The sequence below is a fragment of the Parabacteroides gordonii MS-1 = DSM 23371 genome (genome assembly GCF_000969825.1).
In the GTDB taxonomy this organism is placed as follows: Bacteria; Bacteroidota; Bacteroidia; order Bacteroidales; family Tannerellaceae; genus Parabacteroides; species Parabacteroides gordonii.
Genome location: NZ_KQ033919.1, coordinates 2203470 through 2228731 on the forward strand (window position 1 = coordinate 2203470; position 25262 = coordinate 2228731).

Annotated in this window: 14 protein-coding genes; 9 read left to right on the plus strand and 5 right to left on the minus strand. The window is 43.6% G+C overall.

The window, feature by feature from the left end; translation table 11 throughout:
• Positions 1-23: 23 nt before the first annotated feature.
• The 4 genes from HMPREF1536_RS08675 to HMPREF1536_RS08690 form a co-directional block, all read right to left on the minus strand.
• The gene (locus tag HMPREF1536_RS08675) at positions 24-1646 is read right to left on the minus strand and encodes a RagB/SusD family nutrient uptake outer membrane protein (protein ID WP_044193553.1); all 1623 of its coding nucleotides are present in this window, start codon (positions 1644-1646) and stop codon (positions 24-26) included.
• A 14-nt stretch (positions 1647-1660) separates the two neighbouring features.
• On the minus strand, positions 1661-5008 hold the full coding sequence (locus HMPREF1536_RS08680) for a TonB-dependent receptor (RefSeq protein WP_028730093.1): 3348 nt from the start codon (positions 5006-5008) through the stop codon (positions 1661-1663).
• 131 nt (positions 5009-5139) lie between these two features.
• Positions 5140-6153, minus strand: coding sequence for a FecR family protein (locus HMPREF1536_RS08685; RefSeq protein WP_028730092.1), 1014 nt, complete (start codon positions 6151-6153; stop codon positions 5140-5142).
• Positions 6154-6209: 56 nt separating this feature from the next.
• Positions 6210-6773, minus strand: coding sequence for an RNA polymerase sigma-70 factor (locus HMPREF1536_RS08690; RefSeq protein ID WP_028730091.1), 564 nt, complete (start codon positions 6771-6773; stop codon positions 6210-6212).
• Between the two features lie 359 nt (positions 6774-7132).
• On the opposite strand from HMPREF1536_RS08690, the gene HMPREF1536_RS08695 reads away from it, so the two are divergent.
• The 9 genes from HMPREF1536_RS08695 (at position 7133) to HMPREF1536_RS08735 (ending at position 24138) form a co-directional block, all read left to right on the plus strand.
• Positions 7133-8344 (plus strand): ROK family transcriptional regulator, encoded by a 1212-nt coding sequence (locus HMPREF1536_RS08695; RefSeq protein WP_028730090.1) that lies wholly within the window; start codon positions 7133-7135, stop codon positions 8342-8344.
• 352 nt (positions 8345-8696) lie between these two features.
• Positions 8697-12002: a SusC/RagA family TonB-linked outer membrane protein gene (locus tag HMPREF1536_RS08700; protein WP_028730089.1), complete on the plus strand. Its 3306-nt coding sequence runs from the start codon at positions 8697-8699 to the stop codon at positions 12000-12002.
• Between the two features lie 24 nt (positions 12003-12026).
• Positions 12027-13562 carry a SusD family outer membrane lipoprotein NanU gene (gene nanU, locus HMPREF1536_RS08705; RefSeq protein ID WP_028730088.1) on the plus strand — a complete coding sequence of 512 codons (1536 nt, stop codon included), beginning with the start codon at positions 12027-12029 and terminating at the stop codon, positions 13560-13562.
• A 247-nt stretch (positions 13563-13809) separates the two neighbouring features.
• Positions 13810-14727 carry a dihydrodipicolinate synthase family protein gene (locus HMPREF1536_RS08710; RefSeq protein ID WP_028730087.1) on the plus strand — a complete coding sequence of 306 codons (918 nt, stop codon included), beginning with the start codon at positions 13810-13812 and terminating at the stop codon, positions 14725-14727.
• A 6-nt stretch (positions 14728-14733) separates the two neighbouring features.
• Positions 14734-15936, plus strand: a complete 1203-nt coding sequence (locus HMPREF1536_RS08715) for an AGE family epimerase/isomerase (protein ID WP_028730086.1) — start codon at positions 14734-14736, stop codon at positions 15934-15936.
• A 45-nt stretch (positions 15937-15981) separates the two neighbouring features.
• A complete protein-coding gene (locus tag HMPREF1536_RS08720; protein WP_028730085.1) occupies positions 15982-17226 on the plus strand; it encodes an MFS transporter in 1245 nt (414 codons plus the stop codon).
• 31 nt (positions 17227-17257) lie between these two features.
• Entirely contained in the window at positions 17258-18883 is a 1626-nt protein-coding gene (locus HMPREF1536_RS08725; RefSeq protein ID WP_028730084.1) for a sialidase family protein, read from the plus strand.
• A 2-nt stretch (positions 18884-18885) separates the two neighbouring features.
• Positions 18886-20895, plus strand: coding sequence for a family 20 glycosylhydrolase (locus HMPREF1536_RS08730; RefSeq protein ID WP_028730083.1), 2010 nt, complete (start codon positions 18886-18888; stop codon positions 20893-20895).
• A gap of 15 nt (positions 20896-20910) precedes the next feature.
• Positions 20911-24138 (plus strand): cyclically-permuted mutarotase family protein, encoded by a 3228-nt coding sequence (locus HMPREF1536_RS08735; protein ID WP_081693432.1) that lies wholly within the window; start codon positions 20911-20913, stop codon positions 24136-24138.
• 350 nt (positions 24139-24488) lie between these two features.
• Here HMPREF1536_RS08735 and HMPREF1536_RS08740 read toward each other — a convergent pair whose 3' ends face one another.
• Entirely contained in the window at positions 24489-25223 is a 735-nt protein-coding gene (locus HMPREF1536_RS08740) for a response regulator transcription factor (protein WP_044193551.1), read from the minus strand.
• Positions 25224-25262: the final 39 nt, after the last annotated feature.

A 25262-nucleotide genomic window follows, 5' to 3' on the forward strand; every position in this document is an offset into this window, starting at 1 on the left:
GAGTAATTAGATTTATAATTTGATTAATATCCCGGATTCTGAGTCAGGTTCTTGTTAATATCCCGTTGTGACTGCGGAATAGCGAACAAGTAATCCCTGTCTTTACTGAACTTACGGGCATCCAACTCAATATATTGTGTGTTATCGGCTGCGAATTTAGCTCCGTGAGGACGACCATTCAATACGGTTTCGATGGTTTTCCAACGACGGATATCATATATCCGCAAGCCTTCGATGGCAAGTTCGCAACGACGTTCACGGCGAACGATCGACTGCATATTACCAGAAGCAGGATAATTCAGGGCGGATGCATCGGTAAATCCGGCACGTTCACGAAGAGGTTTGATCGTCTTGTTCCAGACAGCTTCGTTCATCTGGCCTAACTCTGTTTTAGCCTCAGCATACATCAATAAAACATCTGCATAACGCATCAGCATAATATTCAGTCCTGCTGCAAGTCCTTCCGGAGCAGTCGGATCGAAATATTTGCGGATATAGTATCCGGTACCTGTCGAGTTCTGCCCGGGGCCTGCATATTCATCCAGGTTAGCGACACCGGCATCCGCAGAAGAACCCGGTTTAATGTAGATAGTAGAGGTTACGCCTTTACCATCTGTCCACTGATATCCATGATAAACGATCGTAGCTTTAAAGCGAGGGTCTCTGTTTATATAAGGATCATCTTCCTTATAGCCTGAACCGGCTTCATTGATCGCTTTACCATTCTTCATCAGGTAATCGTCCACCAGTTCCTGGGTAGGTGCAAATGCATTGATACGTCCGCCTACGGAAAGCGGGATTGCGTCGTACATTTCAGCCCATGTTCTCAGGTTCAGCAAATATCCCATATCCAGGATCACTTCACTGTTGTATTCATTTTCCGGCAGGAACAATCCCTCGTAGCTGGGGAACAAGGTATATTCGCCGTATTCTCCATTGATAATTTTCTCACAAACAGAAGAGACATTCTCCCAGTCGCTTTCATACAAATAGGAACGAGCCAGTAATGTCATGGCAGCTCCCTGGGTTATACGGCCATTATCAGCTGCCGTATATTGCTGTTTGGTTGGCAACATCTTTACAATATCGTTCAGTTCCGTACGAACAAAATCGAGCACTTCACTTCTCGGTGAACGGGCTATTGTATTTGCCTCTTCAATTGACAATCCATAATCGAACAAAGGAACATCACCGTAATGGTTGGTCAAACGGAAGAAAAGGTAAGCACGGATAAAGCGGGCTTCCGATTTCATCCTGTTCTTCAATGTCTCATCCATATTCGGAACGCGATCTACATTTTCAAGGAAAGTATGGCAGGTTTTAATTCCTTCATAACATTTTTTCCAATCTTCTGAAAAACGACCTAATGCAGCATTAGCCTGGCCCGAAGTAATCAATTTTTCATCTGAGCTGCCACGACCTTCATATAAGTTGTCGGATAGCTTTTCATCTTTGAAGAAATACTCAGACGACATCATTTGTCCATAAGCCTTGCTCAGTACAGCAGAGGCTTTTGCTTCAGAAGTCCAATAGTTCAAGTCTGTAAATTTATTGGTCGGAGCCAAATCCAGATCATTGCATGATGTAAAGGTTGCGAGTACCAAACAAGCAATACCTGTACTATATTTTAAGAAATTCATTTTCATAATAAACAGATGTATTAAAATTCTATATCTAAACCGAACCCATAATAAGTAAGCGTCGGATAGTTACGGCCACTATTACCGCCGATACCACTAATACCTCCCATATCACTACCAAATTCAGACGATTCCGGATCGATAAATGAGTTTTTACAGAAAGTCAGCGGGTTTTCCGTATTCACACTGACACGTAGTTTCTGAACTCCGAATTTCTGAGTCAATGATTTGGGCAAAGTATATCCGACCTGAATATTCTTTACACGCAGATAAGCCGCATTTAATATATGATTATCACCGGCCAGGCTCCAATTGTTAGTAGCAGATGCAGAGCCTGGAGCTGTCAGGCGCGGCCAACGGGCGTCCGGATTAGTCGGTGTCCAGAAGTCCAATTGATGTTCATAGATACAATATGAATAGTTACTATGGAATGGTTCCATTAACTCTCCACGGAGGAACTGAGAACGTTTTCCAACACCCTGCAACATCAGGTTCAAGTCAAATCCTTTCCAGGCTAAACTGTAAGTAAAACCGAATGTGTAACGAGGAAATGCATTTCCCAGTACGACACGGTCTTTCTCATTAATAACCTTATCACCATTCTGATCGACATATTTCACATCTCCCGGTTGAACGGCACTACCTACAGGCAGTGCACTGTTAGCAATTTCTTCATAGCTCTGGAACAAACCGTCGGTTTTATAGCCATAATAAGATCCCAACGATTCGCCTTCACGGATCAGCTTGTATAACTCATCAAGTCCGTCGATACGTTCCTGACCGCCAAAATCAGTGACCTTATTCTTAGAGTCTGAAATATTGAAGTTAAAATTATGGTGAAAATCACCATGATTTAGCTTATAGTTGACTGTCAACTCCCAACCTTGGTTTTTCATTTCGCCCGCATTTTCCTTAGCAGTAGTTCCTCCATAAATGGTGGATACTTCGGGAGTCAACAGGATATTGGTTGTTTTTTTATTGAAATAATCGGCAGATACATACAAATTACCATTCAGGAAAGTAGCATCCACACCGATATTGAAGTTGGCAGACTTTTCCCAGGTTAACAAAGAGTTTCCATCCGTAATCTTCGTACCGGCAATAGAGGTGTTATTGAATACGAACTGGTTGTTCTCTATCAAATAAACCGTCTGGTAGGAATAATTATCTACATTCTGATTACCCAATACACCATAAGAAGCACGCAGTTTCAAATCGCCGATATTGCTCTTATAAGTATCCATAAAAGCTTCTTCCGACAAACGCCATCCGGCAGAGAATGAGGGGAAGAAACCCCAACGCTGATCTTTAGCGAACTTGGAAGAACCGTCATAACGGAAAGAGACATCTCCGTAGTATTTATCCATATAGCTATAACCTACACGGCCGAATACGGATGTGATACTTGTCTGGTCTGTATCATTATTCGAGTTCTTATTTTCTTTATTCTGCACGGAGTTGTCTGTTGTCGGTAAACCCAGATCTTCGTCTGTATATTCCCAGGCAATACGACTGGCTTGCTTTGTATACGATTCGTTAGAAGCACCGAACAAGGCTGTTACATGGTGAGCTTCTTTAAATGTACGGTCATAATTCAACAGGAACTGGGAACTGAGTGTATATCGTTTTTCATTATAGTCTTCCGTCATTGTATTAGAATGCATATACAATACCGGATTTGTCAGATCGGCAGAAGAATATAAAGGTACTTTCTTATCACGGCGATAACGATGATGTTGCGTAAGATCCAAACCGATCAAACCAGTGGCTTTTAACCCTTCCATGATCTTGAAGTCGAGATTCATACTACCGATGAAATTATCCTCGTCTTTCTTTTCATAACCTCCATCCTGCAGCAATGCCAGCGGGTTGTCATCACCTACAATATCGTTTACCAGATATTTGTCGCCTTCCATGAATTTATAATAGTAGTAAGAAGGTACGCGGGAAGAGTTGATAATCGCATTACCTGTACCACCGGCAACGGTACGGTCCTTACGGCGGTTGTAGGCCATCAGTGAAGTCAGTTTGAAGCGTCCGTATTCCGTGCTTAAGTTCGTACGGAAGTTATAACGTTCCATGCCGAAATTACCCTTAAAGTTACTTTCCTGATTAAAGTAGCTGGCCGATACCATATAAGTTGTATTCTCGCTACCGCCCGACACATTAATGTTGTAGTTCTGCTGAAGACCTGTCTGGATGATCTGATCGTACAGCCATTCTTCTTCGTCGCGGTGATCATATAAGTCGCGAATAGCGGTCGGGGTAAATTGAGGGGCATTTCCTACATTCACATTTGCCTGGTTTCTCAACATGGCATTCTGCCAACCTTCAACCGGAGAGAACAAAATACGCGGGTCCTGCATACCGACCTGTCCGTTAAATGTAACTTGAGGTTTACCTCCCTTAGATCCTTTCTTGGTTGTAACAAGGATAACACCATTCGCTGAACGTGAACCGTAGATAGCTGCACTACCGGCATCTTTCAGGATAGAGACATTCTCAATATCGTTCGGGTTCAGATTATTCAGTGTAGAAGAGCTGGAGATCAAACCGTCGATAACGATCAGCGGATCGTTGTTACCCATCGTACTGACACCACGGATGTTGATATTCATACTGTTGTCATTCGGATTCATGTTCTTGCTCTGGATAACCAGGTTGGCTGAAGCTCCCTGCAATGCCTGAGTTGCATTGGTTACAGGACGATTCTCGAAAATCTCGCTGTTCACCTGGTCTACCGAACCGGTGATACTTTTACGTGAACGGGTTCCATAACCGACAACCACCACTTCATCCAGTTTCTGGCTATCTTCTTTCAGGGTAATACGGAAATCGTTCTTTCCTTTTAAAGAGATTTGCTGTGTCAAGAAACCGATATAAGAGATTTCCAGCATTCCGTTTTCAGGAACTTGCAAGGAGAAGTTTCCGTCAAAGTCGGTAACGGTTCCGCTTGTAGTTCCCGAAACAACTACATTAGCACCGATAACAGGCAAGCCCGTTTCATCGACAATAACTCCTTTTACGGTTTTTTCTTTCTGATTGACTGCATTTTTAACAGGTGCGGAAATGACAACATAATCTCCTTTAATCGAATAAGTATACCCTGTATCAGCCAAGATCTGCTTTAATACATCCAATACTTCTACGTTCTTTTGATTCAGTTGTACCCTTTTGCTGACATCCAACTGCGTACCATTATAAGCAATTTTGTACTTGGATGAAGCTTCGATCTTCTGGAACGCTTCCTTTAGCGAAACTGTTCCTTCATTAAAGGAGACCTTTTGTGCATTGATCTGCAGACAACCTGCGATCAGAAAACACAGACAATAGGTTCCAATTCGTCTGGATTTGTGTTTATTCTTCATATGTAATTAAAAAAGTTAAACAATAACACGATTTTAAGTGCGTACTCATCTATAATGACAGATGGAAAAAACGTTGCACCCAATCGAAACTAAAACTTTTTTTAATTACATCGCAAAAAAATACTTTTTGCCTATTTCAAAAAGATATCTTTATTTTCAATCCGATATTCAAGTCCGGGAATTAACTCCTTCAAAAGCATGAATATATTTTCCAACGATTCATTCTTATTAAAATGTACCGTTATTTTGTTATTATTATAAACAGATGTCTGCAAATGTACATTTACTCCGTATGTACGTTGCAAAATACGGATGATATCCGAAAAAGAGTAGTTGTCAAATAATAAACCTCCTTCGCGCCAGTCGGAATAATCAGCAGAGACTACCTGTTTTATATCCGCTATTCCGGAGTCTATATTATATACCAACTGTTCATCGGGCACCAGATGATATACTTTCTTATCGTTATCCTGCAGGCATACCCTTACGGAGCCTTCTTCAAGTGTGGTTGCAATCTGTTTTACCTCCGGATAGGCGAGAATATTAAAGCGCGTACCCAATACTTCTACATTCAATGTACGGGCTTTCACGATAAAAGGTTGTTCTGTATTTTTTTCAACCTCGAAATAACCTTCACCAGACAGATAAACATCACGTGTCTGTCCTATAAAAGTAGAAGGATAAATCAATACGCTACCGGAGTTCAACCAAACCCGACTACTGTCCGGAAGAATGATCTGTTCACGTTTGCCTGCCGGAACAAAATGCTCGATCAGCAAAACATCCGCTACCGCATCTTTAGCTATATTTGCCTGCCAATAAAAATAAACGGAAGAAGAAAGCATGATCAGCGGTAAGAGCCATATAGCCGCCAGTTTCATAACAAATGACATCGGCCGTAAAGATTTCCGCACGGGTTCTTTTTGTTCTGAGAAACCTAACTGTCTGCTTAATTGAGAAAAAGCCTGTTCTGAATGATTTTCGTTCATCTCCGGGAACCCCATAGTATCCCAGACCGACAGCAGCGCATCGTCTACCTCCGGCCTATCATCTTCCTTTGTCAATCGTTGATGCACTTTCCTTATCGTCTCTTCCGAGAAGTCATGATGAAAGAAATAATCAACTATTTTTTTTATATAACTCATTCTGTCCTTAACATTATATTATAAAGACTCCTTTTGGGCATTTCGCCCCCAATATTTTAACACAAATAAAGTATCAATAGATATAATAAAACTTTTCTCAATTCTTTTAACGCCAAATTCAGGTGATTTTCAACTGTTTTCTTACTTAATTGTAATTTCTCGGCAATCTCCTGGTTGGACAATCCAATCTCACGGCTCAACTGATAGATCAATTTACGCTGTGGAGGCATGCTTTCTACTACCATATCGATCAAAAGCTGCAGATCCTTGGCTATTAAATCTTCATCCGGAGAGTCATTGGTCTCTTCTTCAAATGGTTTTTCTTTTAATCTTTCGATACGTATTTGTTGAGCTTCCAAAAAATTGAAAGTGGTATTTTTAGATAAGATGAATAGATAAGCGCCAAAGTTCTTTACATCGGCAAACTTATCCCGGTTCCCCCATACTTTAGAGAAAACTTCCTGGGAAATATCCTCTGCATCCTGCTCCGATTTAACTAAACCGTATACAAAACCACGGATCTTAGGATAATAGCGCATGAATAGTACCTGAAAAGCTTTCTGGCTTCCCAAGGTCAGTTCCTTCACTAATAGTTCCTCGTCGATAGATTTTGTTAGCATGGAGGCAAATATACAAACCTAATGTTTAAATCAGAGCGAAGATTGGCAATTTGTTTTTGCCAAAATTGATTTTCCTGTATTGTTACTTTGGAATCAACATTACAGGCATATCACTAAATTATTTTTAAGCAAATAAAACTGCCGGTATATTAAATTGACAGAGTTCGTGACAGACTCTGGTAAATAATGGCTTAAATAGATTTAAAAAGAGTGTAAAAAATATCTTATAAGTATTAGCTTATGTGGAAAGTCAAGTGAAGAGTTGAAATATTGTGCTTTTTTTATTTTAACAAGCTTATATTTGAAATATATTTATTTACATTTGTTCAATCATACAATAAATAGCAAAAAATAAGGCCATGAATACAAAATTTCTTATCACTACCGACAATAACCGTAATGAGTCTCTTAAAAAGAAAATCATACATTATTATATTGCTAATGGTGATGCTACGATAGCAGAACTCTGTAAGGAAATGGACTTAAGCATTCCAACCGTAACTAAGCTGATTGGCGAGTTACAAGAAGACGGTTATATACTAGATTTTGGGAAGCAAGAAACCAGTGGTGGACGTAAACCTAATATTTACGGACTGAACCCAACTTCAGGCTATTTTGTGGGAGTGGATATCTTTCGGGATAAGATCAATATTGCGGCTGTTGATTTTAAAGGAGAAAAATTGAGGATAGAAGAAAACATTCCATTTGTTTTAGAAAATACTCCGGCAGCTCTTGAGTCATTATGTATTTTGATAAATACTTTTATAGACTCTTTACCTGTATCACGTGAAAAAGTGTTAGCAGTCGGAGTCAATATTTCCGGTCGTGTTAGACCAGAGTCAGGTTACAGCTACAGTATTTTTTACTTTGAAGAAAAGCCTTTATCTCAAATATTGGAAGAACGCATAAAAATCAAGATATATATTGAGAATGACACTCGTGCCATGTTGTATGGAGAGTATATGCAGGGAGTTGTTAAAGGTGAAAAGAATATTTTATTTATTAATCTGAACTGGGGGCTAGGGCTTTCTATCTTTATTAATGGAGAATTGTATTATGGCAAATCCGGTTTTTCCGGAGAGTTCGGTCATTTTTGTTTCTTTGATAACGAGATTCTCTGTCACTGCGGAAAGAAGGGATGCATTGAAACAGAAGCCTCAGGATCAGCTTTGCATCGTAAATTATTAGAAAGATATAAAGAGGGCAGTAGCACGATCCTTGCGGCTAAAATAGATAAAAATGAAAAAATAACTTTGGCGGATATGATTGAAGCCATACAAAAAGAAGATGTGCTTTGTATTGAAATATTGGAAGAAATGGGATTGAATTTAGGCAGAGGGATTGCTGGTTTAATGAATATATTCAATCCGGAACTGGTCGTTTTAGGTGGTGCATTATCTCTGACTGGAGAATACATCAGCCTCCCGATAAAGAGTGCTATACGGAAATACTCCCTTAATTTAGTGAGTCAGGATACTGAAATAAGATTGTCTAAACTAGGCGAACGAGCTGGAGTGTTGGGAGCTTGCTTGTTATCACGAAGTAAAATTTTAGGAATGATACGATATTAATCTCTCTTTTTATACAGATTTACCAAAACTTTAATTCTTCCCCTTACTACTACTTGTGAATATTTATATCTACAGCTTGAATTAAGAATGTTTTTAGTTCAGGCTGGTCTGTATCGAAAATATATTTTTTACTATTTGTTTATTATTAAAATAATTTATTTATATTTGCGCAGTATTTAAATAATAGATATTTTTCTGTCTGCAATAATGAAAAGAACAAAAAACATAAAAACAATCCTCTCTTGCATCTTAATATACCAGAGTCTGTCACGAACTCTGTCAATATACGAGATAAACTCATATTTATCCGCAAGTTTCAACCTTGGTTATTAACAAATAAAAGTAATTTATTATGAAGAAAAATTTCCTGATTTTAGTGCTTGTTATGCTGCTTCCTGCTTTTGCATGGGGACAAGAGCAGATAACTATCACAGGAACAGTTATGGATGAGTCTAATTTCTCCGTGCCGGGCGCCTCTATTGTGGAAAAAGGAACCACAAATGGTACAGTGACTGACCTTGATGGTAATTTCTCCATTATTGTATCTAACAAAAATGCAATCTTGCAATTTTCATTTATCGGCTACAAAACGCAGGAAGTTCCATTAGCCGGAAAAACAAAAGTAAATGTTATCTTACGCGAAGATGCAGAGCAACTGGATGAAGTTGTTGTTACCGGTTACGGTGGACAACAAAAGAGGGCAACCCTAACCACAGCTATTTCCAAGTTGGACAACAGAGCGCTTGAAAATGTAGCAATCTCAAATGCCGGACAGTCACTGCAAGGTACAGTGAGTGGTTTACGTGTTGTAAATACATCCGGTAAGCCAGGAGAGGCACCTAACATCGTTTTGCGTGGGGGAGCTACTATTACGGGTGACCCTGCAAACAATCAGGCACTAGTTGTAGTTGATGGTATCGTACGTTCCATGAATGACGTAAACCCCGCCGACATAGAATCTATCCAGGTTCTAAAAGATGCGGCTTCCACTGCGATTTATGGAGCTCGTGCCAACAGCGGTGTTATCCTTGTAACGACTAAAAGAGCCAAAGAAGGGAAAGCGACTGTTTCTTACAAGTTTAAAGGCGGTATGAACTTTGCCCGCAAAGGCTATGAGTTCCTTGGAGCCAGAGACTTCCTGTATTATAATCGACTAGGCAATAAATACATCAATGATGCCGGCTATACGAGAACATTGCAACAGGTAAATAACACAACCGGTTATGGAACCAATGCCGGAAATCATTTCTCTGTTCATTATCTGACAGATGAAAACAAACATCTTCTAAATGAAGGATGGGAGCAAATGACAGACCCGTACGATGGCGAAGGACAGCTGATCTTTAAAGACTACGGTGGTCAAATGATGGATGCAGCATTCAATGATCCTTCATTTACACAGGATCATTATTTCAGTGTAACCGGAGGAAATGACAAAGCAACTTTCCTGACATCTTTCGGATATTATAATGAACAAGGACAGGTTGTCGGAACTTCTTATGAACGTTTCACAGGAAATATCAATGGTTCTTATAAGGTTCGCGACAACATTAAAATCAATGCAGGAGCAACTTATTCATTTTCAAAAAAACCAGGGTTATGGATCAGCGAAGCACAGCTGTTCTATCGCTCCATGAGTTTATGGCCGACCCTAAATCCTTATGATGAAGATGGGAACCCTGCTGCCGGTGTCGGATCTGCTGACGGGAATCCTCTTTATTGGAAAGACAAACTACAACGTATCAATAATGTACGCCGGACAACCTTCAATATTGGAGGAAGCTGGGAAATTATTCCCGGACTGGCATTGAATGAAAATAGTTCAATTTACTATATTGATAACGAGCAAGAAGATTTCGATAAACAATATCAGACACAGAACAGCTCAACTCCCAACAATACACGCAACGCCCGTGGTATGTATGAACGTCAGTTCCAACAGCAACATAGTGCCACATTGACTTACAATAAATCATTTATAGAGAAACATAATCTGGATGCAATGATCGGTGGCGAGTATTTCGACTACAACCGCTTCAAGCTACAGGCGAAAGGAAATAAAGCCCCCAGTGACGATATTCCTACACTGAACGGATCAAGTGACAAAACGGAAGTCTATTCTTATAAAGATGGTTATCGCATGCTATCAGGCTTCGCCCGTGTCAATTACAACTATGAATACAAATATCTGTTCTCTGTTGTTGCCCGCTATGATGGCATATCCAAACTAAGTGATAATCGCTGGGGATTCTTCCCGGGAGTTTCCGCTGGTTGGAACCTGCACGAAGAATCATTCTTTAAAGATACAGAAGTGGCCAAATATGTATCTACTGTTAAACCACGTGTCAGCTACGGTGTAAATGGTAATGTCGCCGGACTAGGCAATTATGAAGTATATGGAGAATACAACACGATCAACAACAGTTCCAGTATTCCTATTCCTTATAATGGCAACGTTGGTTTCCTGAATACCGGACTGATCAACAGCGACCTTCGCTGGGAAAAAAGTAATTCTTTTGAAGTAGGTCTCGACCTGGGCTTCATAAACAATCGCTTCAACCTGATCCTAGATTATTATAACCGTACCACCAGCGACTTGCTGACCAGCCTGGAATTGCCCGGATATACGGGTTTCAGCAATATCAGAACAAACTTGGGTAGCTTGCGTAATACCGGTTTCGAAGCAGAAGTAAAACTTAATATCCTTTCGAACCCCAAAGCATTCAGTTGGGATTTCTCATTCAACACATCGTTGGTACATAACAAAATCATTAAATTGCCTTACAATGGTAACGAAAATAACCGTCAGGGAGGTATGGAAGTATATGATCCTAAATCCGGAAAAGTGACCTGGGTAGGCGGATACCAGGAAGGACAACCTCTCGGCGAAGTATATGCTTATAAACAAGAACGTATTTTCAAAGACTGGGATGACGTAAAAGCTAATGCCGGTGACAGATATGACGCAGTCGCTGAACTATATGGGCCAAACAAATGGGCGCAGATGAGCGATAAGGAAAAGATTGGTAAAAAACCGATTGAACCGGGAGATGTTATGTGGGCAGACCTCGATAATAACGGTGTGATCAACGAATATGACCGTGTAAAAGTCGGAAATGTTTTACCTAAATGGACAGGAGGATTTTCTACAAATCTTTCTTATAAAGACATCTCTTTGTTTGCTCGCTTCGACTATGCATTAGGGCATATTATTTACAATGACCTTGCTGCACGTTCACTGGGACAATATCAAGGTTCTTTCAACATAATAAAAGACGTTTATAACACTTGGTCTCCCGAGAATGTCAATGCTGATCTGCCTAAATTCTATTATGCAGACCAGTTAGGAAAGAAGAACATAACACGTTCAAACAATGCGAATCCCAATATCAATAATAACAGTTCCCGTTTCTATGAAAAAGGAGACTACCTGGCATTGAGAGAGATCACATTAAGTTATCGTTTACCTAAAAAAATTATTGAAAAAGCGACACTGAGTGATGCCTCTATTTACATAACAGGGCAAAACTTATTCTATATTACCGGTTATACGGGAATGTCACCCGAACCGGCAGTCAAGAAAGATAATGCCGGAGTAGACGAAGGTAGATATCCTATGCCACGAACTGTATTATTAGGTGTTTCTGTTTCATTCTGACAACCACTTTAAATTAAAAGCAATATGAAAAAAATATTTTTATCAATAGCCATAATATCATCGCTCTTCATAGGAGGATGTACATCTTTGGATATGAAGCCAATCAGTTCCATATCAGATGCGAATTACTGGAAATCGGCTGACCAGTTCGATGCTTTCATGACCGGATTGCACACTCGCTTCAGAGAACATGCCTATAATTTCTTCCTTTTAGGGGAAGCACGAAGCGACGTTTTTGGTGATTTACCATTCGGAGGTGAAGCTTCACAGGGCATGGAGCGCTTTCCGTATAATACTTTAAACGAAGAAAACCCGGGTATTTCTAATTACGGTAAATTCTATGAGAATATCAATCAGTTAAATCTAATGATACTTCGTTCCAGTGAAACTGAAATATTGACCGAAGAACAGAAAAACTATTACCTTGGGCAAGCTTATGGTATACGGGCATTCTATTATTTCCATATTTTACGGTCATGGGGAGACGCAGTCATTACAACTGAACCAACATTTACAGTAGATGTTTCCAATATGGCAAAAGAAGCATCTCCGGCAGCCGATGTAATGACACAAATAAAAGCAGATATTGAAGCTTCTATAAATGCATTTGGTTCGGATTATACCATCAAAGGACAAAAAAGCATGTGGTCAAAAGCGGCGACATTAATGTTAAAAGGCGAAGTATATCTTTGGTCTGGAAAACAAATGGGAGGAGGTAATGGAGATGCAACCGTTGCCAAAAGTGCCTTGACAGATATACAGAACAATGTTTCTTCACTTGGTTTGATGGAAAAATTCAGTGACATTTTTGCCTATACAGAGAAAGGAAATAAAGAAATCATTTTTGCTTTCCGGAATCAACTCAAAGAATATGATTTGTGGAATGGTTCTTTTGGCGGTAGTTTTCTCCCCCAAAGAAACTACTTATCCACCTATTACGATGCTGCAACCGGAGAAAAATTCGACCTGACAAAAGAAAACAGATTAGGCCTGATCCGTCTGGGTATTAAAAAAGACAATATGGATAGATATGACGATAAAGACAGCCGCAAACTAGCAACATTGAAAGGTGCTTACAATAAACTGGAAGATGGAACACTGGATCTTATAGGCGTATTTAATTATAAATACCAGGGAGTACAGGATGCTGGTGACAGCCGCTCTTTATGTGATGATTATCCTATATACCGCTATGCAGACCTTTTGCTTATGCTGGCAGAGGCAAAAGCAATGTTGGGAGAAAGTCCGGCAGAAGAAATAAATGCGATACGTCAACGGGCTTATGGGGAAAACTACGATAGTGAAACAATCGGTTTCCCCAATCAACCGAATGATAAAGATATCAACGAAACTATTTTAGAAGAGCGTTTTAAAGAATTTATCATGGAAGGCAAACGCTGGTATGATTTGCGCCGTTTTGGTAATGAATATGTATTCGAACATACATTGGCAGAAAATGGAAATACTGACAAGTTATTATGGCCGATCGATAAAACGACGCTGACCAACAACCCTGCCTTGAACCAAACTCCAGGTTATAAAGTTGCAGGAGCAAAATAAATTTAGAAATAATCTTGAGTTCCAAAGAAGGATTGTTGTATATAAAGCAACTTTCCTTCTTTGGAATTTTATTTTCCTCCAACCAAGACTGTTTCCACAAATTTCCACACATCTAACATAGTTGAAAACAAATTCCACTTATTAGGAAAATATTTCTCAAATCACTATCCATTTATTAAAATATTTTATTTATATTTGCCATGTATTTAAAATACAGTATATAATAACTACTAAAATACTACGTACCATGGAAAGAATTAAAGGTCTTATCGATGCTCCTTTTACTCCGTTTTATGAAAATGGAGAAGTGAATTACGAACCCATTGAAGCTTATGCCAAGCTACTTGTTAAGAACGGATTGAAAGGCGTTTTCATTAACGGATCATCCGGCGAAGGATATATGCTGAATGAAGAAGAACGCATGAAACTGGCTGAAAGATGGGTGGAAGTTGCACCTAAAGGATTCAAAGTTATCGTGCATGTCGGAAGTACCTGCGTGAAGACAAGCCGCAATCTGGCTGCTCATGCTCAAAAGATCGGTGCGTGGGGTATCGGTGCGATGGCTTCTCCTTTTCCTAAGGTGAACCGTGTGGAAGAGCTGGTAAAATATTGCGAAGAAATTGCCTGCGGTGCACCGGAACTACCTTTCTATTATTATCATATCCCGGCATTCAACGGGGCATTCCTTTCTATGGTTGATTTTCTGAAAGCGGTGGACGGACGCATTCCAAACTTTGCCGGCATTAAATATACGTACGAAAGCCTGTATGAATACAATCAGTGCAGATTGTATAAAGAAGGTAAATTCGATATGCTTCACGGACAGGACGAAACAATTCTACCATGCCTGGCTATGGGCGGAGCACAAGGCGGTATCGGCGGAACCACCAACTATAACGGAAAAGAACTGGTAGGAATTATCGAAGCATGGGAAGCCGGCGACCTGGAAACAGCCCGCGAAAAACAGAACTTCTCACAAGAGGTAATCAACGTTATTTGCCATTACCGCGGAAATATCGTAGGGGGAAAGCGCATCATGAAACTGATCGGTCTCGACCTCGGTAAAAACCGTACTCCGTTCCAGAACATGACAGATGCCGAAGAGGTAGCCATGAAAGCAGAATTGGAAGCCATCAATTTCTTTGAAAGATGTAACAAATTCTAAGGCCTTATGGATGCAAAGACAAATATAAACCAACCGGCTGATTACCTGGGTTACTGGGGAGACGTCTATAAAAACGACTTCTTGAACGATATCATGCCTTTCTGGCTGAAATACGGTATCGATAAGGAGAACGGAGGATATTTTACCTGCCTGAACAGGGATGGCTCACTGATGGATTCAAACAAGTCTGTCTGGTTTCAGGGACGGTTCGCTTTTATACTGGCATATGCCTACAATAATATAGAGAAACGCGAAGAATGGTTGCAGGCATGTAAAAACGGGATCGATTTCATCGAGAAATACTGTTTCGACACCGACGGACGCATGTTCTACGAAGTAACGGCAACCGGTGTTCCGGTACGCAAAAGAAGATATGTATTCTCTGAAACATTTGCTGCCATTGCCATGGCTCAATACTCGATCGCTTCGAGTGATAAGAGTTATGCAGAAAAAGCGGTTAAACTGTTCAAGCAGGTTCTTCATTATAAAAATACACCGGGACTGCTGGAACCTAAATTCAGGGAAGGTTTCATAGCCAAAGGACATTCCCTTTGTATGATCCTGATCGATACGGCCGCACGTATCCGGGAAGCGATCGACGACGAAGTCCTGAACCGACAGATAGACGAATCGATCAGCGAACTTCGACGAGACTTCATGAAGCCGGAGTTTAAGACAATCCTCGAGACGGTAGGCCCGAATGGCGAATTCATCGACTCGATTCCGGGACGTACCATCAATCCGGGCCATTCCATCGAAACAGCCTGGTTCATTCTGGAAGAAGCCAAATACAGGAACTGGGATCCGGAGCTGAAGCAGATGGGGTTAACCATCCTCGACTGGGCCTGGGAATGGGGTTGGGACAAGACCTACGGTGGAATCACTTATTTCAGAGACTGCAAGAACCTTCCTCAGCAGGAATACTGGCATGATATGAAATTCTGGTGGCCCCAGTGCGAAGCCATTATCGCCACATTATATGCTTATGAAGCTACCGGCGACAGCAAGTATCTTGAAATGCACCAAATGATCAACGAATATACCTACGCCCGTTTCCCGGACAGAGAATATGGCGAATGGTACGGCTATTTCCATTACGACGGAACACTGTCGCAGCCGGCCAAAGGTAATATGTATAAAGGCCCGTTCCACATCCCCCGGATGCTTCTCAAATGTAATTTGCTTTGTAAAGAAATTCTTTCAAAATAAAAACCTACACCAAACTTTGTTTTTCCCTATCCAACAATAAACGATATGAATAATAAAAAAATCTATCCCTGGGTAGTTGTCGGTCTGTTATGGGGCGTAGCCTTACTGAACTATATGGATCGCCAAATGCTCTCTACCATGAAAGATGCGATGATGATCGACATCACCGAACTGGAATCGGCGGCAAATTTCGGCCGCCTGATGGCCGTATTCCTCTGGATTTACGGATTCATGAGTCCTGTAGCAGGAATGATTGCCGACAGGGTAAACCGCAAGTGGCTGATCGTAGGAAGCCTGTTCGTCTGGTCGTTCGTTACGCTGATGATGGGTTATTGCACTACCTTCAACCAGATCTATTTCCTCCGTGCCCTGATGGGGGTAAGCGAAGCTTTATATATCCCTGCCGGATTATCATTGATCACCGATTATCACCAGGGAAAGACCCGTTCGCTGGCCGTAGGTATCCACATGACCGGACTTTACACCGGGCAGGCTCTGGGCGGTTTCGGTGCGACAGTAGCAAGCGCTTTCACCTGGGAAACGACCTTCCATTGGTTTGGGATTGTCGGAATAGCATACAGCGTGATCCTGATCCTGTTCCTGAAAGATAAGAAAGATCATATCGTCCATAAGATAAAAGAAGTAGGAGCTGCCGTAGAGAACCCGGTCAAAGGTGCTCTCAAAGGAATGGGAATGTTGTTTACGAACATTTCCTTCTGGATCATCCTGCTCTACTTCGCAACACCGAGTTTACCGGGTTGGGCTACCAAGAACTGGCTACCTACATTGTTCTCGGAAAACCTGTCGATCGATATGTCTGAAGCCGGCCCGCTATCGACAATTACGATCGCCTTGTCTTCATTCATCGGGGTTATTGTGGGCGGTATCTTATCAGACAAATGGATACAGACAAACGTCCGGGGACGCGTTTACACGGGAGCCATCGGACTGGCGTTGACCATTCCATCGTTATTATTGCTCGGTTTCGGGCATAACTTCCTGATGATTGTCGGCGGTGGTCTTTGCTTCGGTATCGGTTTCGGTATCTTCGATGCCAACAATATGCCGATCCTATGCCAGTTCATTTCACCACGTTACCGTGCTACAGCTTACGGTATCATGAATATGACCGGAGTATTTGCCGGGGCAGCCATCACAGATCTCTTAGGCAGATCGACAGATGCCGGTAATCTCGGACACGACTTTGCGATGCTGGCAGGACTCGTGGCGATCGCCCTGATCATTCAGATCTGTTTCCTTCGTCCCAAAGTGGCTAATATGACGGATTAATTTTAACAAACAACACAATAGAACAATTATCATGAAGAAAAGCATCTTTTATCTCTGTCTTCTATTCATCGCACAAACCGCCTTTGCAGCAGACAGCTTGTACGTAAGGGAACAGCAGATTCCTATTCTGATCGACCGTACAGACAATGTGCTGTTGGAAATGCGTATTCCCGCACAGAAGGGGGATGTATTAAATAAGTTCACCCTACAGTTCGGTAACGAGACAAACCTGTCGGACATCAAAGCGATCCGGTTATTTTATAGCGGAACGGAAGCGCCGGCAAGAGAAGGCACGCATTTCAACCCGGTTACTTATGTGACAAGTTTCACACCGGGAAAGACACGCGTAGCCAATCCTTCTTATTCCGTAAAACAGGATGAAGTGACCGCACCGGCAAACACCATCACACTGACTTCCAAACAGCCAATGGTAAAAGGGCCGAATTACTTTTGGGTAAGTATCGAAATGAAACCTGAAACGTCTTTACTATCGAGAGTGTCCTTCACAATGCCCGAAGCAGTCATCAACAATAAACCGGCTGCAATAGCCTGGAAAGGGAAAGCAGAGGCTCCCCGTCGCGTCGGTGTAGGAGTACGCCAGGCAGGTGACGACGGTTCTGCCGCTTTCCGCATCCCGGGAATGGTTACTACCAATAACGGAACTCTTCTGGGGGTATACGACATCCGCTACAACAGCAGCGTCGACCTTCAGGAAATGGTCGATATAGGCGTAAGCCGCAGCACCGACAAAGGACAAACCTGGGAACCGATGCAGGTAGCCATGACATTCGGTGAAACCGGCGGTTTACCCCATGCCCAGAACGGCGTAGGCGACCCGTCCATCCTTGTGGATGAAAAGACAAACACGATCTGGATCGTTGCCGCCTGGACACACGGAATGGGTAACGGACGTGCCTGGTGGAACTCGATGCCGGGTATGACTCCCGATGAAACGGCCCAATTAGTGCTGGTAAAGAGTGAAGACGACGGTAAGACATGGAGCGAACCGATCAACATCACTTCACAGGTAAAAGACCCTTCGTGGTACTTCCTGCTGCAAGGGCCGGGACGCGGTATCACTATGCAGGACGGTACACTGGTATTTCCGATTCAATTCATTGATGCGACACGCATTCCCAACGCAGGGGTAATGTACAGCAAAGACCGCGGCAAAACATGGCATATCCATAACCTGGCCCGCACCAACACGACCGAAGCGCAAGTGGCAGAGGTAGAACCGGGAGTGTTAATGCTCAACATGCGTGATAACCGTGGCGGCAGCCGTGCCGTGGCAACGACCAAAGACCTGGGCAAAACATGGACGGAGCACCCTTCCAGCCGTAGCGCGCTTCCCGAACCGGTATGTATGGCCAGTCTCATCAAGGTAGATGCCGATGACAACATCACCGGAAAGAAACTATTATTATTCTCCAACCCAAACACAACGAAAGGACGTAACCATATCACGATCAAAGCCAGTCTCGACGGAGGTCTGACCTGGCCGGCAGAACATCAGGTATTACTCGACGAAGCCGAAGGATGGGGTTACACTTGTTTGTCTATGATTGATAAGGAAACTGTCGGTATCTTCTATGAATCGAGTGTGGCACACATGACTTTCCAGGCGATCAAGATCTCCGACCTTATTAAAGAATAAGGATGAAACACAAACTGTTCATAACACTTATACTCTGTTTATGGCTACCGGCGGTCTATGCTGCCGGTAGTCTGAACTTACTCCCCTGGCCGCAGCAGGTGGACTGGACAAAGCAAACATTCTCCGGAAAAGATATTTCGGTATCACTGGCTGGCGAAACCCGACAAATGGTTACCGACTGGTTGCAGGAAAGCAATATCAAAGTAAATCCCGCCAGCAAAAGGACTTTCCGGGTAACATTGGTGGAAAATCTGCCGGAAGCAGCCATCAACCAGAACGAAGCCTACAAACTACAGGTTTCATCGCAGGGTATCTCTATTGAAGCAACAACGGAACAGGGTGTTTACTGGGCCATCCAAACCCTTCGGCAGTTGACGGAGAAGAAAGGCGACAGATCATACATCACCGGATGCCGAATTACCGACTGGCCTGCTTTCCGTATCCGCGGTCTGATGCAGGACGTAGGGCGCTCTTACATCTCGATGGAAGAGCTGAAACGCGAAATAGCCATGCTGGCACGTTATAAGATCAACGTATTCCACTGGCACCTCACCGAAAACCAGTCATGGCGACTGGAAAGCAAGATCTTCCCGATGATCAACGACAGTATCAATACCACCCGTATGCCGGGCAAGTATTACACACTGGAAGAAGCCAGGGAACTGGTTGAATTCTGCAAACAACATCAGGTATTACTTATCCCCGAGCTGGACATGCCGGGACACAGCGCCGCTTTCATCCGTACTTTCCGCCACGACATGCAAAGCCCGGAAGGGATGAAGATATTGAAGCTATTGATCGAAGAGGTATGCGAAACATTCGATGTTCCGTACCTGCATATCGGAACGGACGAAGTAAAGTTTACCAATCCGCAATTTGTGCTTGAAATGGTTGCATTCGTACGATCAAAAGGCAAAAAAGTGATCTCCTGGAACCCGGGATGGCATTATCAACCGGGAGAGATCGATATGACACACCTGTGGAGTTACCGCGGCAAAGCCCAGCCGGGGATACCTGCCATCGACTCCCGTTTCCATTACCTGAACCATTTCGATACCTTTGCCGACATCCGTGCTTTATATAACAGCACGGTTTACAACCATACCGAAGGCAACCACGATATGGCCGGTGTCATCCTGGCCATCTGGAACGACCGCCTGGTGGAACCGGAAGAAAACATAATCCGGGAAAACGGCCTTTACCCGAACATGCTGGCCATAGCCGACCGTTCCTGGCGGGGAGGGGGCTATGAATACTTCGACAAAGAGGGTACGAACCTGCCTTCCGAGGATAGTCGGGCATATATCTCCTTTGCCGGATTCGAGAAACGTATGCTCTGGCATAAAGAACACAATTTCAAAGGATACCCGTTCGCTTACGTAAAACAGACGAACGTAAAATGGCGTATCACCGATGCATTCCCCAACAACGGTGACCTGAACAGCACATTCCCACCCGAAGCAGAACTGAAGGAGAGCTATGTCTACGACGGAAAAACATACGGAACAGGCGAAACCATCGGAGCCGGAGTCTACCTGCGCCATGTATGGGGCAACCTCATTCCCTGCTTCTATAAAGATCCCGAAGAAAACCATACGGCCTACGCCTGGACATGGGTCTATTCCCCGAAAGAACAGGAAGCAGGTGCCTGGATCGAATTCCAGAACTACGGCCGTTCGGAAATGGATCTGGCACCGCCACAGGGACAATGGGACTACAAAGGAAGCCGCGTATGGCTGAACGACCGGGAGATACTGCCACCCGTCTGGACAGCTACCCACAAAGAGAAATCGAATGAAATAGCCTTGGGCAACGAGAACTGCGTAGCCAGAGATCCTATCCGGGTACATCTTCAGAAAGGCTGGAATAAAGTATTTCTGAAACTTCCCGTAGGCAAATTCACGCTGCCGGAAGTCAGACTGAACAAATGGATGTTCACCTTCGTATTCGTTACACCTGACGGTGAAAAGGCGGTAGACGGACTGATCTATTCGCCCGATAAAAAGAAATAAACAGATCATTATACGATGAAAAGGACTCTTTTATTCTTATGCCTGTTGCTTTGCACAGTGACCTATGCCCAGAACAAGGTAAAGGTTGCCTGTGTAGGTAACAGTGTAACATACGGCGCAGGCATAGAAAACCGGGAAATAAACGCTTACCCGGCTCAGCTTCAGCGTATGCTGGGAGATGGTTACGAAGTAATGAACTTCGGCAAAAGCGGTGCGACGCTCCTCAACAAAGGACACCGTCCTTACCGCGAACAGGCCGAGTACAAAGCAGCACTCGGCTTTGCCGCCGACCGGGTCGTTATCCATTTAGGACTGAACGATACCGATCCGCGCAACTGGCCCAACTACAGGGATGATTTCGTAAGCGATTATCTCTCCCTGATCGATTCCTTCCGTAAAACGAATCCCAACTGCCGGATATGGATCTGCCGGATGACACCGATCTCGCACCGCCATCCACGCTTCAAATCAGGAACACGCGACTGGTACCGGATGGAGCAGGAAACGATTGAAGAAATAGCCCGTCTGGCCAATACCGGACTGATCGACCTGCAGGCCTGCCTCTACAACCGTCCGGATCTGTTACCCGACGCTCTTCATCCGACTGCCGAAGGTGCCGGGATCCTGGCTAAGACGATTTATCAGGAGCTGACCGGCAACTACGGAGGTCTACAAATGCCTGTCACTTACTCGGATAATATGGTTCTGCAGCGGGAAAAACCACTACAAATCAACGGCACGGCCAATGCCGGCGAAAAAGTAACCGTTCAGATCGCCGGACAAAAGCGAGAGGCAACAACAGCCACCAACGGCAAATGGTCTGTCACACTCGATCCGTTACAGGCAGGAGGGCCTTATGAACTGGCTATCGAAGCCTTTTCACCGACAGATAAAAAGAACAGAAAGAAAACTCCGGCTTCCCGGAAGCTGGTTTATAAGGATGTACTGGTCGGCGAAGTATGGCTTTGTTCCGGACAATCCAACATGGCATTCCGGGTAGACGAGCTGATAGACAGCCAACATAAGGAATTACTCGAATATGCCGGCAAGCAACCGCAGATACGCCTTTTCAACATGCAGCCCCACTGGTATACAAATGCGGTGGAATGGGATGTTTCGGCAATGGACTCCCTCAACCGCCTGCAATATTACCACGACACGCAATGGACGACATGTAACGAACAGACAGCCGATCAATTTTCAGCCATAGCTTTCGCTTTCGGACGAATGTTGTCGGACAGCCTGCAGGTTCCGGTCGGACTTATCCTGAATGCCATAGGCGGCTCGGGAACCGAAGCCTGGATAGACAGGAAAACACTGGAGTTCGATTTCACCGATATATTGTACGACTGGACACAAAACGACTTTATCCAGGATTGGGTACGCGGCCGTGCCATGCTCAACACCAAAAAGTCGACCAATAAATTGCAGCGTCACCCGTACGAACCCTGCTACCTTTATGAGACAGGCATCGAACCATTGCAACAATACCCGATAAAAGGCGTAATCTGGTACCAGGGCGAATCGAACGCACAGAATATCGAAACACACGAACGCCTGTTCCCGTTACTGGTGAACAGCTGGCGCGAAAACTGGCAGGAAGAGCTTCCGTTCTATTACGTCCAGTTATCCAGTATCGACCGCCCCAGTTGGACATGGTTCCGCAACAGCCAACGCAAAATGATGGAAACAATACCGAATTGCGGCATGGCTGTCAGCAGCGACCGGGGAGATTCCTTGAATGTACATCCAAGATACAAACGCGAAATAGGGGAGCGCCTGGCTCGTTGGGCATTGAACAAAACATACGGACAACCGGTAATTCCTTCAGGGCCTTTGTTCCGTTCTATCGAATTCAAAGACGCAGCCGCTTATATCTCCTTCGATTATGCGGAAGGCCTGCACACCTCCGACGGACAACCTGTACGCACATTTGAGATAGGCGAACACGACGGCCTGTTCGTCCCTGCCCAAGCGGAGATTATCGGTGGCAAAGTCAAGGTATGGAACGAGAAGATTACTAATCCGAAACTGGTACGTTACGGCTGGCAGCCTTTTACCCGCGCCAACCTGGTCAATGGGGAAGAACTTCCTGCATCAACATTTAGAACTGAAATAAAACCGAAAGAGATCATGATTAACTGGAGTAAATTACCCGACCTGCCCGGAATGGCAGATACGGCATCCCTGGGAGTATCGGCTCCGTTTGTCGGCATCAGTAACGGAAAACTATTGGTAGCCGGCGGTTGTAACTTCCCCGACAAACCCGTTACGGAAGGAGGAGCCAAGAAATATTACAGCGATATATTCGCCCTCAACCTTTCTGCTCCGGCTGCCGGATGGAAGAAAGCAGGCAACCTGCCTCACCCGGTAGCCTATGGCGCAGCAGTCACTACCCCCGAAGGCATCGTCTGCATCGGAGGCAACAATAGCGATTCATTCTTTCCGGATGTCTACCTCTTGTCATGGAATAAGACCGATGAAAAGGCGGATATCCGCAAACTGCCCTCACTTCCGGCTCCTATGGACAATCTTTCCGCCACATACATCGACAACACGGTTTACGTAGCCGGAGGAAACGAAGACACGCATCCCTGCAACACCTTCCTGTCAATGGAACCGGCCACGGAAAGCAACTGGAACAGTCTGCCCGGCTTCCCGGGAGCAGCCCGCGTCCAACCCGTTTTAGCCGCCCAAAAGGCAGAAGACGGTACACGCATCTATCTGGCCGGCGGTTTCCAGCCGATACAAAACGATATGGACGCGATCGTACCGACAGATATGCTCTCGTACCATCCGGCATCAAAAACGTGGAGAACGGAAACGAAATTGCCTGTATTTGCCAACGGAGATCCCCGTACCTTTACCGGAGGTTGTGCCGTTTCATACGGTGACAGTTCGATCCTGCTGATGAGTGGCGTCAATTACGACTGTTTCTTTAACGCCATCAACCGTCCGAAACGGATGGCCAAGGCGGTAGAACAATTTGACACGACCGGTATCGATTGCCTGGAAAGAGAAGCGAAAGAATACATGCATCATCCGGTGGAATGGTACAAATTCAACACTGCCTTGTTGCAATACAATACCTTTACCAAAGAATGGAAAGAGCTGGGTAACTACGAACAATTAGCCCGTGCCGGAGCCGGTGCCGTACTGACAGGCGACAGCCTGATCATCGTCAACGGCGAACTGAAGCCGGGTATCCGTACCCCGCAGGTGAATTATGCACAGATCAAATAGTTTATACACAAAGTTTTCAGAAAACATCTGTCATCTGTCACACAAACAGATAAAAGACTATAGATTAAGACATAAAGGGTTGCAGATAAAATAAAACATCTGCAACCGCATCTGCCACCTGTCACACAGCAAACATCTACAGCAACAACTAACCGGAATATAGTATACTACTAATTGTTAAGTGCCGACCTACTAGCACAAAAGTCCTTACCTACTAAAACTACCCTGTACAGGATAATCCACCAGGCTGTACAGGCTGGAAAGTTAAGGTGTACAGTATAATCAGCCAGGGTGTACACCCTAAAAAGACTTAGTCGGTAGTTTTGAATTAGTTTCTCCCTTAGTTAATACTAAAAGATACCGAAGTCCGCGTTAGTTGGTAAAAACCTCAGGATAAGTCCCTCTCCTCTTTCCGTTATTATCTCTACAGAAGGATCCTCTTTTAAATATAAGCGAATATTCCTGACAAAGACATCTAAGCTACGCGAACTATAAAAGTCAACCTTTCCCCAAAGCTTATCGAGTATATCGGTTCGTCTGACAAGTTTTCCTTTTTCCTCATATAGCATCCATAAGATATTCGTCTCACGGACAGACAACTTTATATGTTTATCCCCCAATTGCAAATACTGATGTTTGACATGGAATATATAAAGTCCCAGAGGATACGTATCCTGATTAACTGATATCACTTCATTAACCGGATCATTCTCCCCTACCCGTTTTAATATTCCGCGAATATGAGCATCCAATTCTTCACACAAATAAGGTTTTCGTATGTAATTATCAATCCCGAACTGATATCCCCGTATCAAATCCTGAGGGGAAGTTTTAGCCGTAGCAAATAAGATGGGCGTCTTTCTATCTCCCTGGCGGATCTGTGCAACAAAGTCCTCCCCTGACATTTCCGGCATTTCAATATCAGAAACAATCACATCCGGTTTAAATGAGACATATGCCTCCAGGCCTTCCTTTCCATTTGATGCAACAAAAACCTCATAACTTCCGGTCAATTCCAGACTTCCTTTCACTATAAAGGACAAAGACTCATCGTCTTCCACAAGAAGTAATTTTATTTTGCTCATAATGATTAGTTTTGTGCTTGCTCAAATATAGGAAAAGGA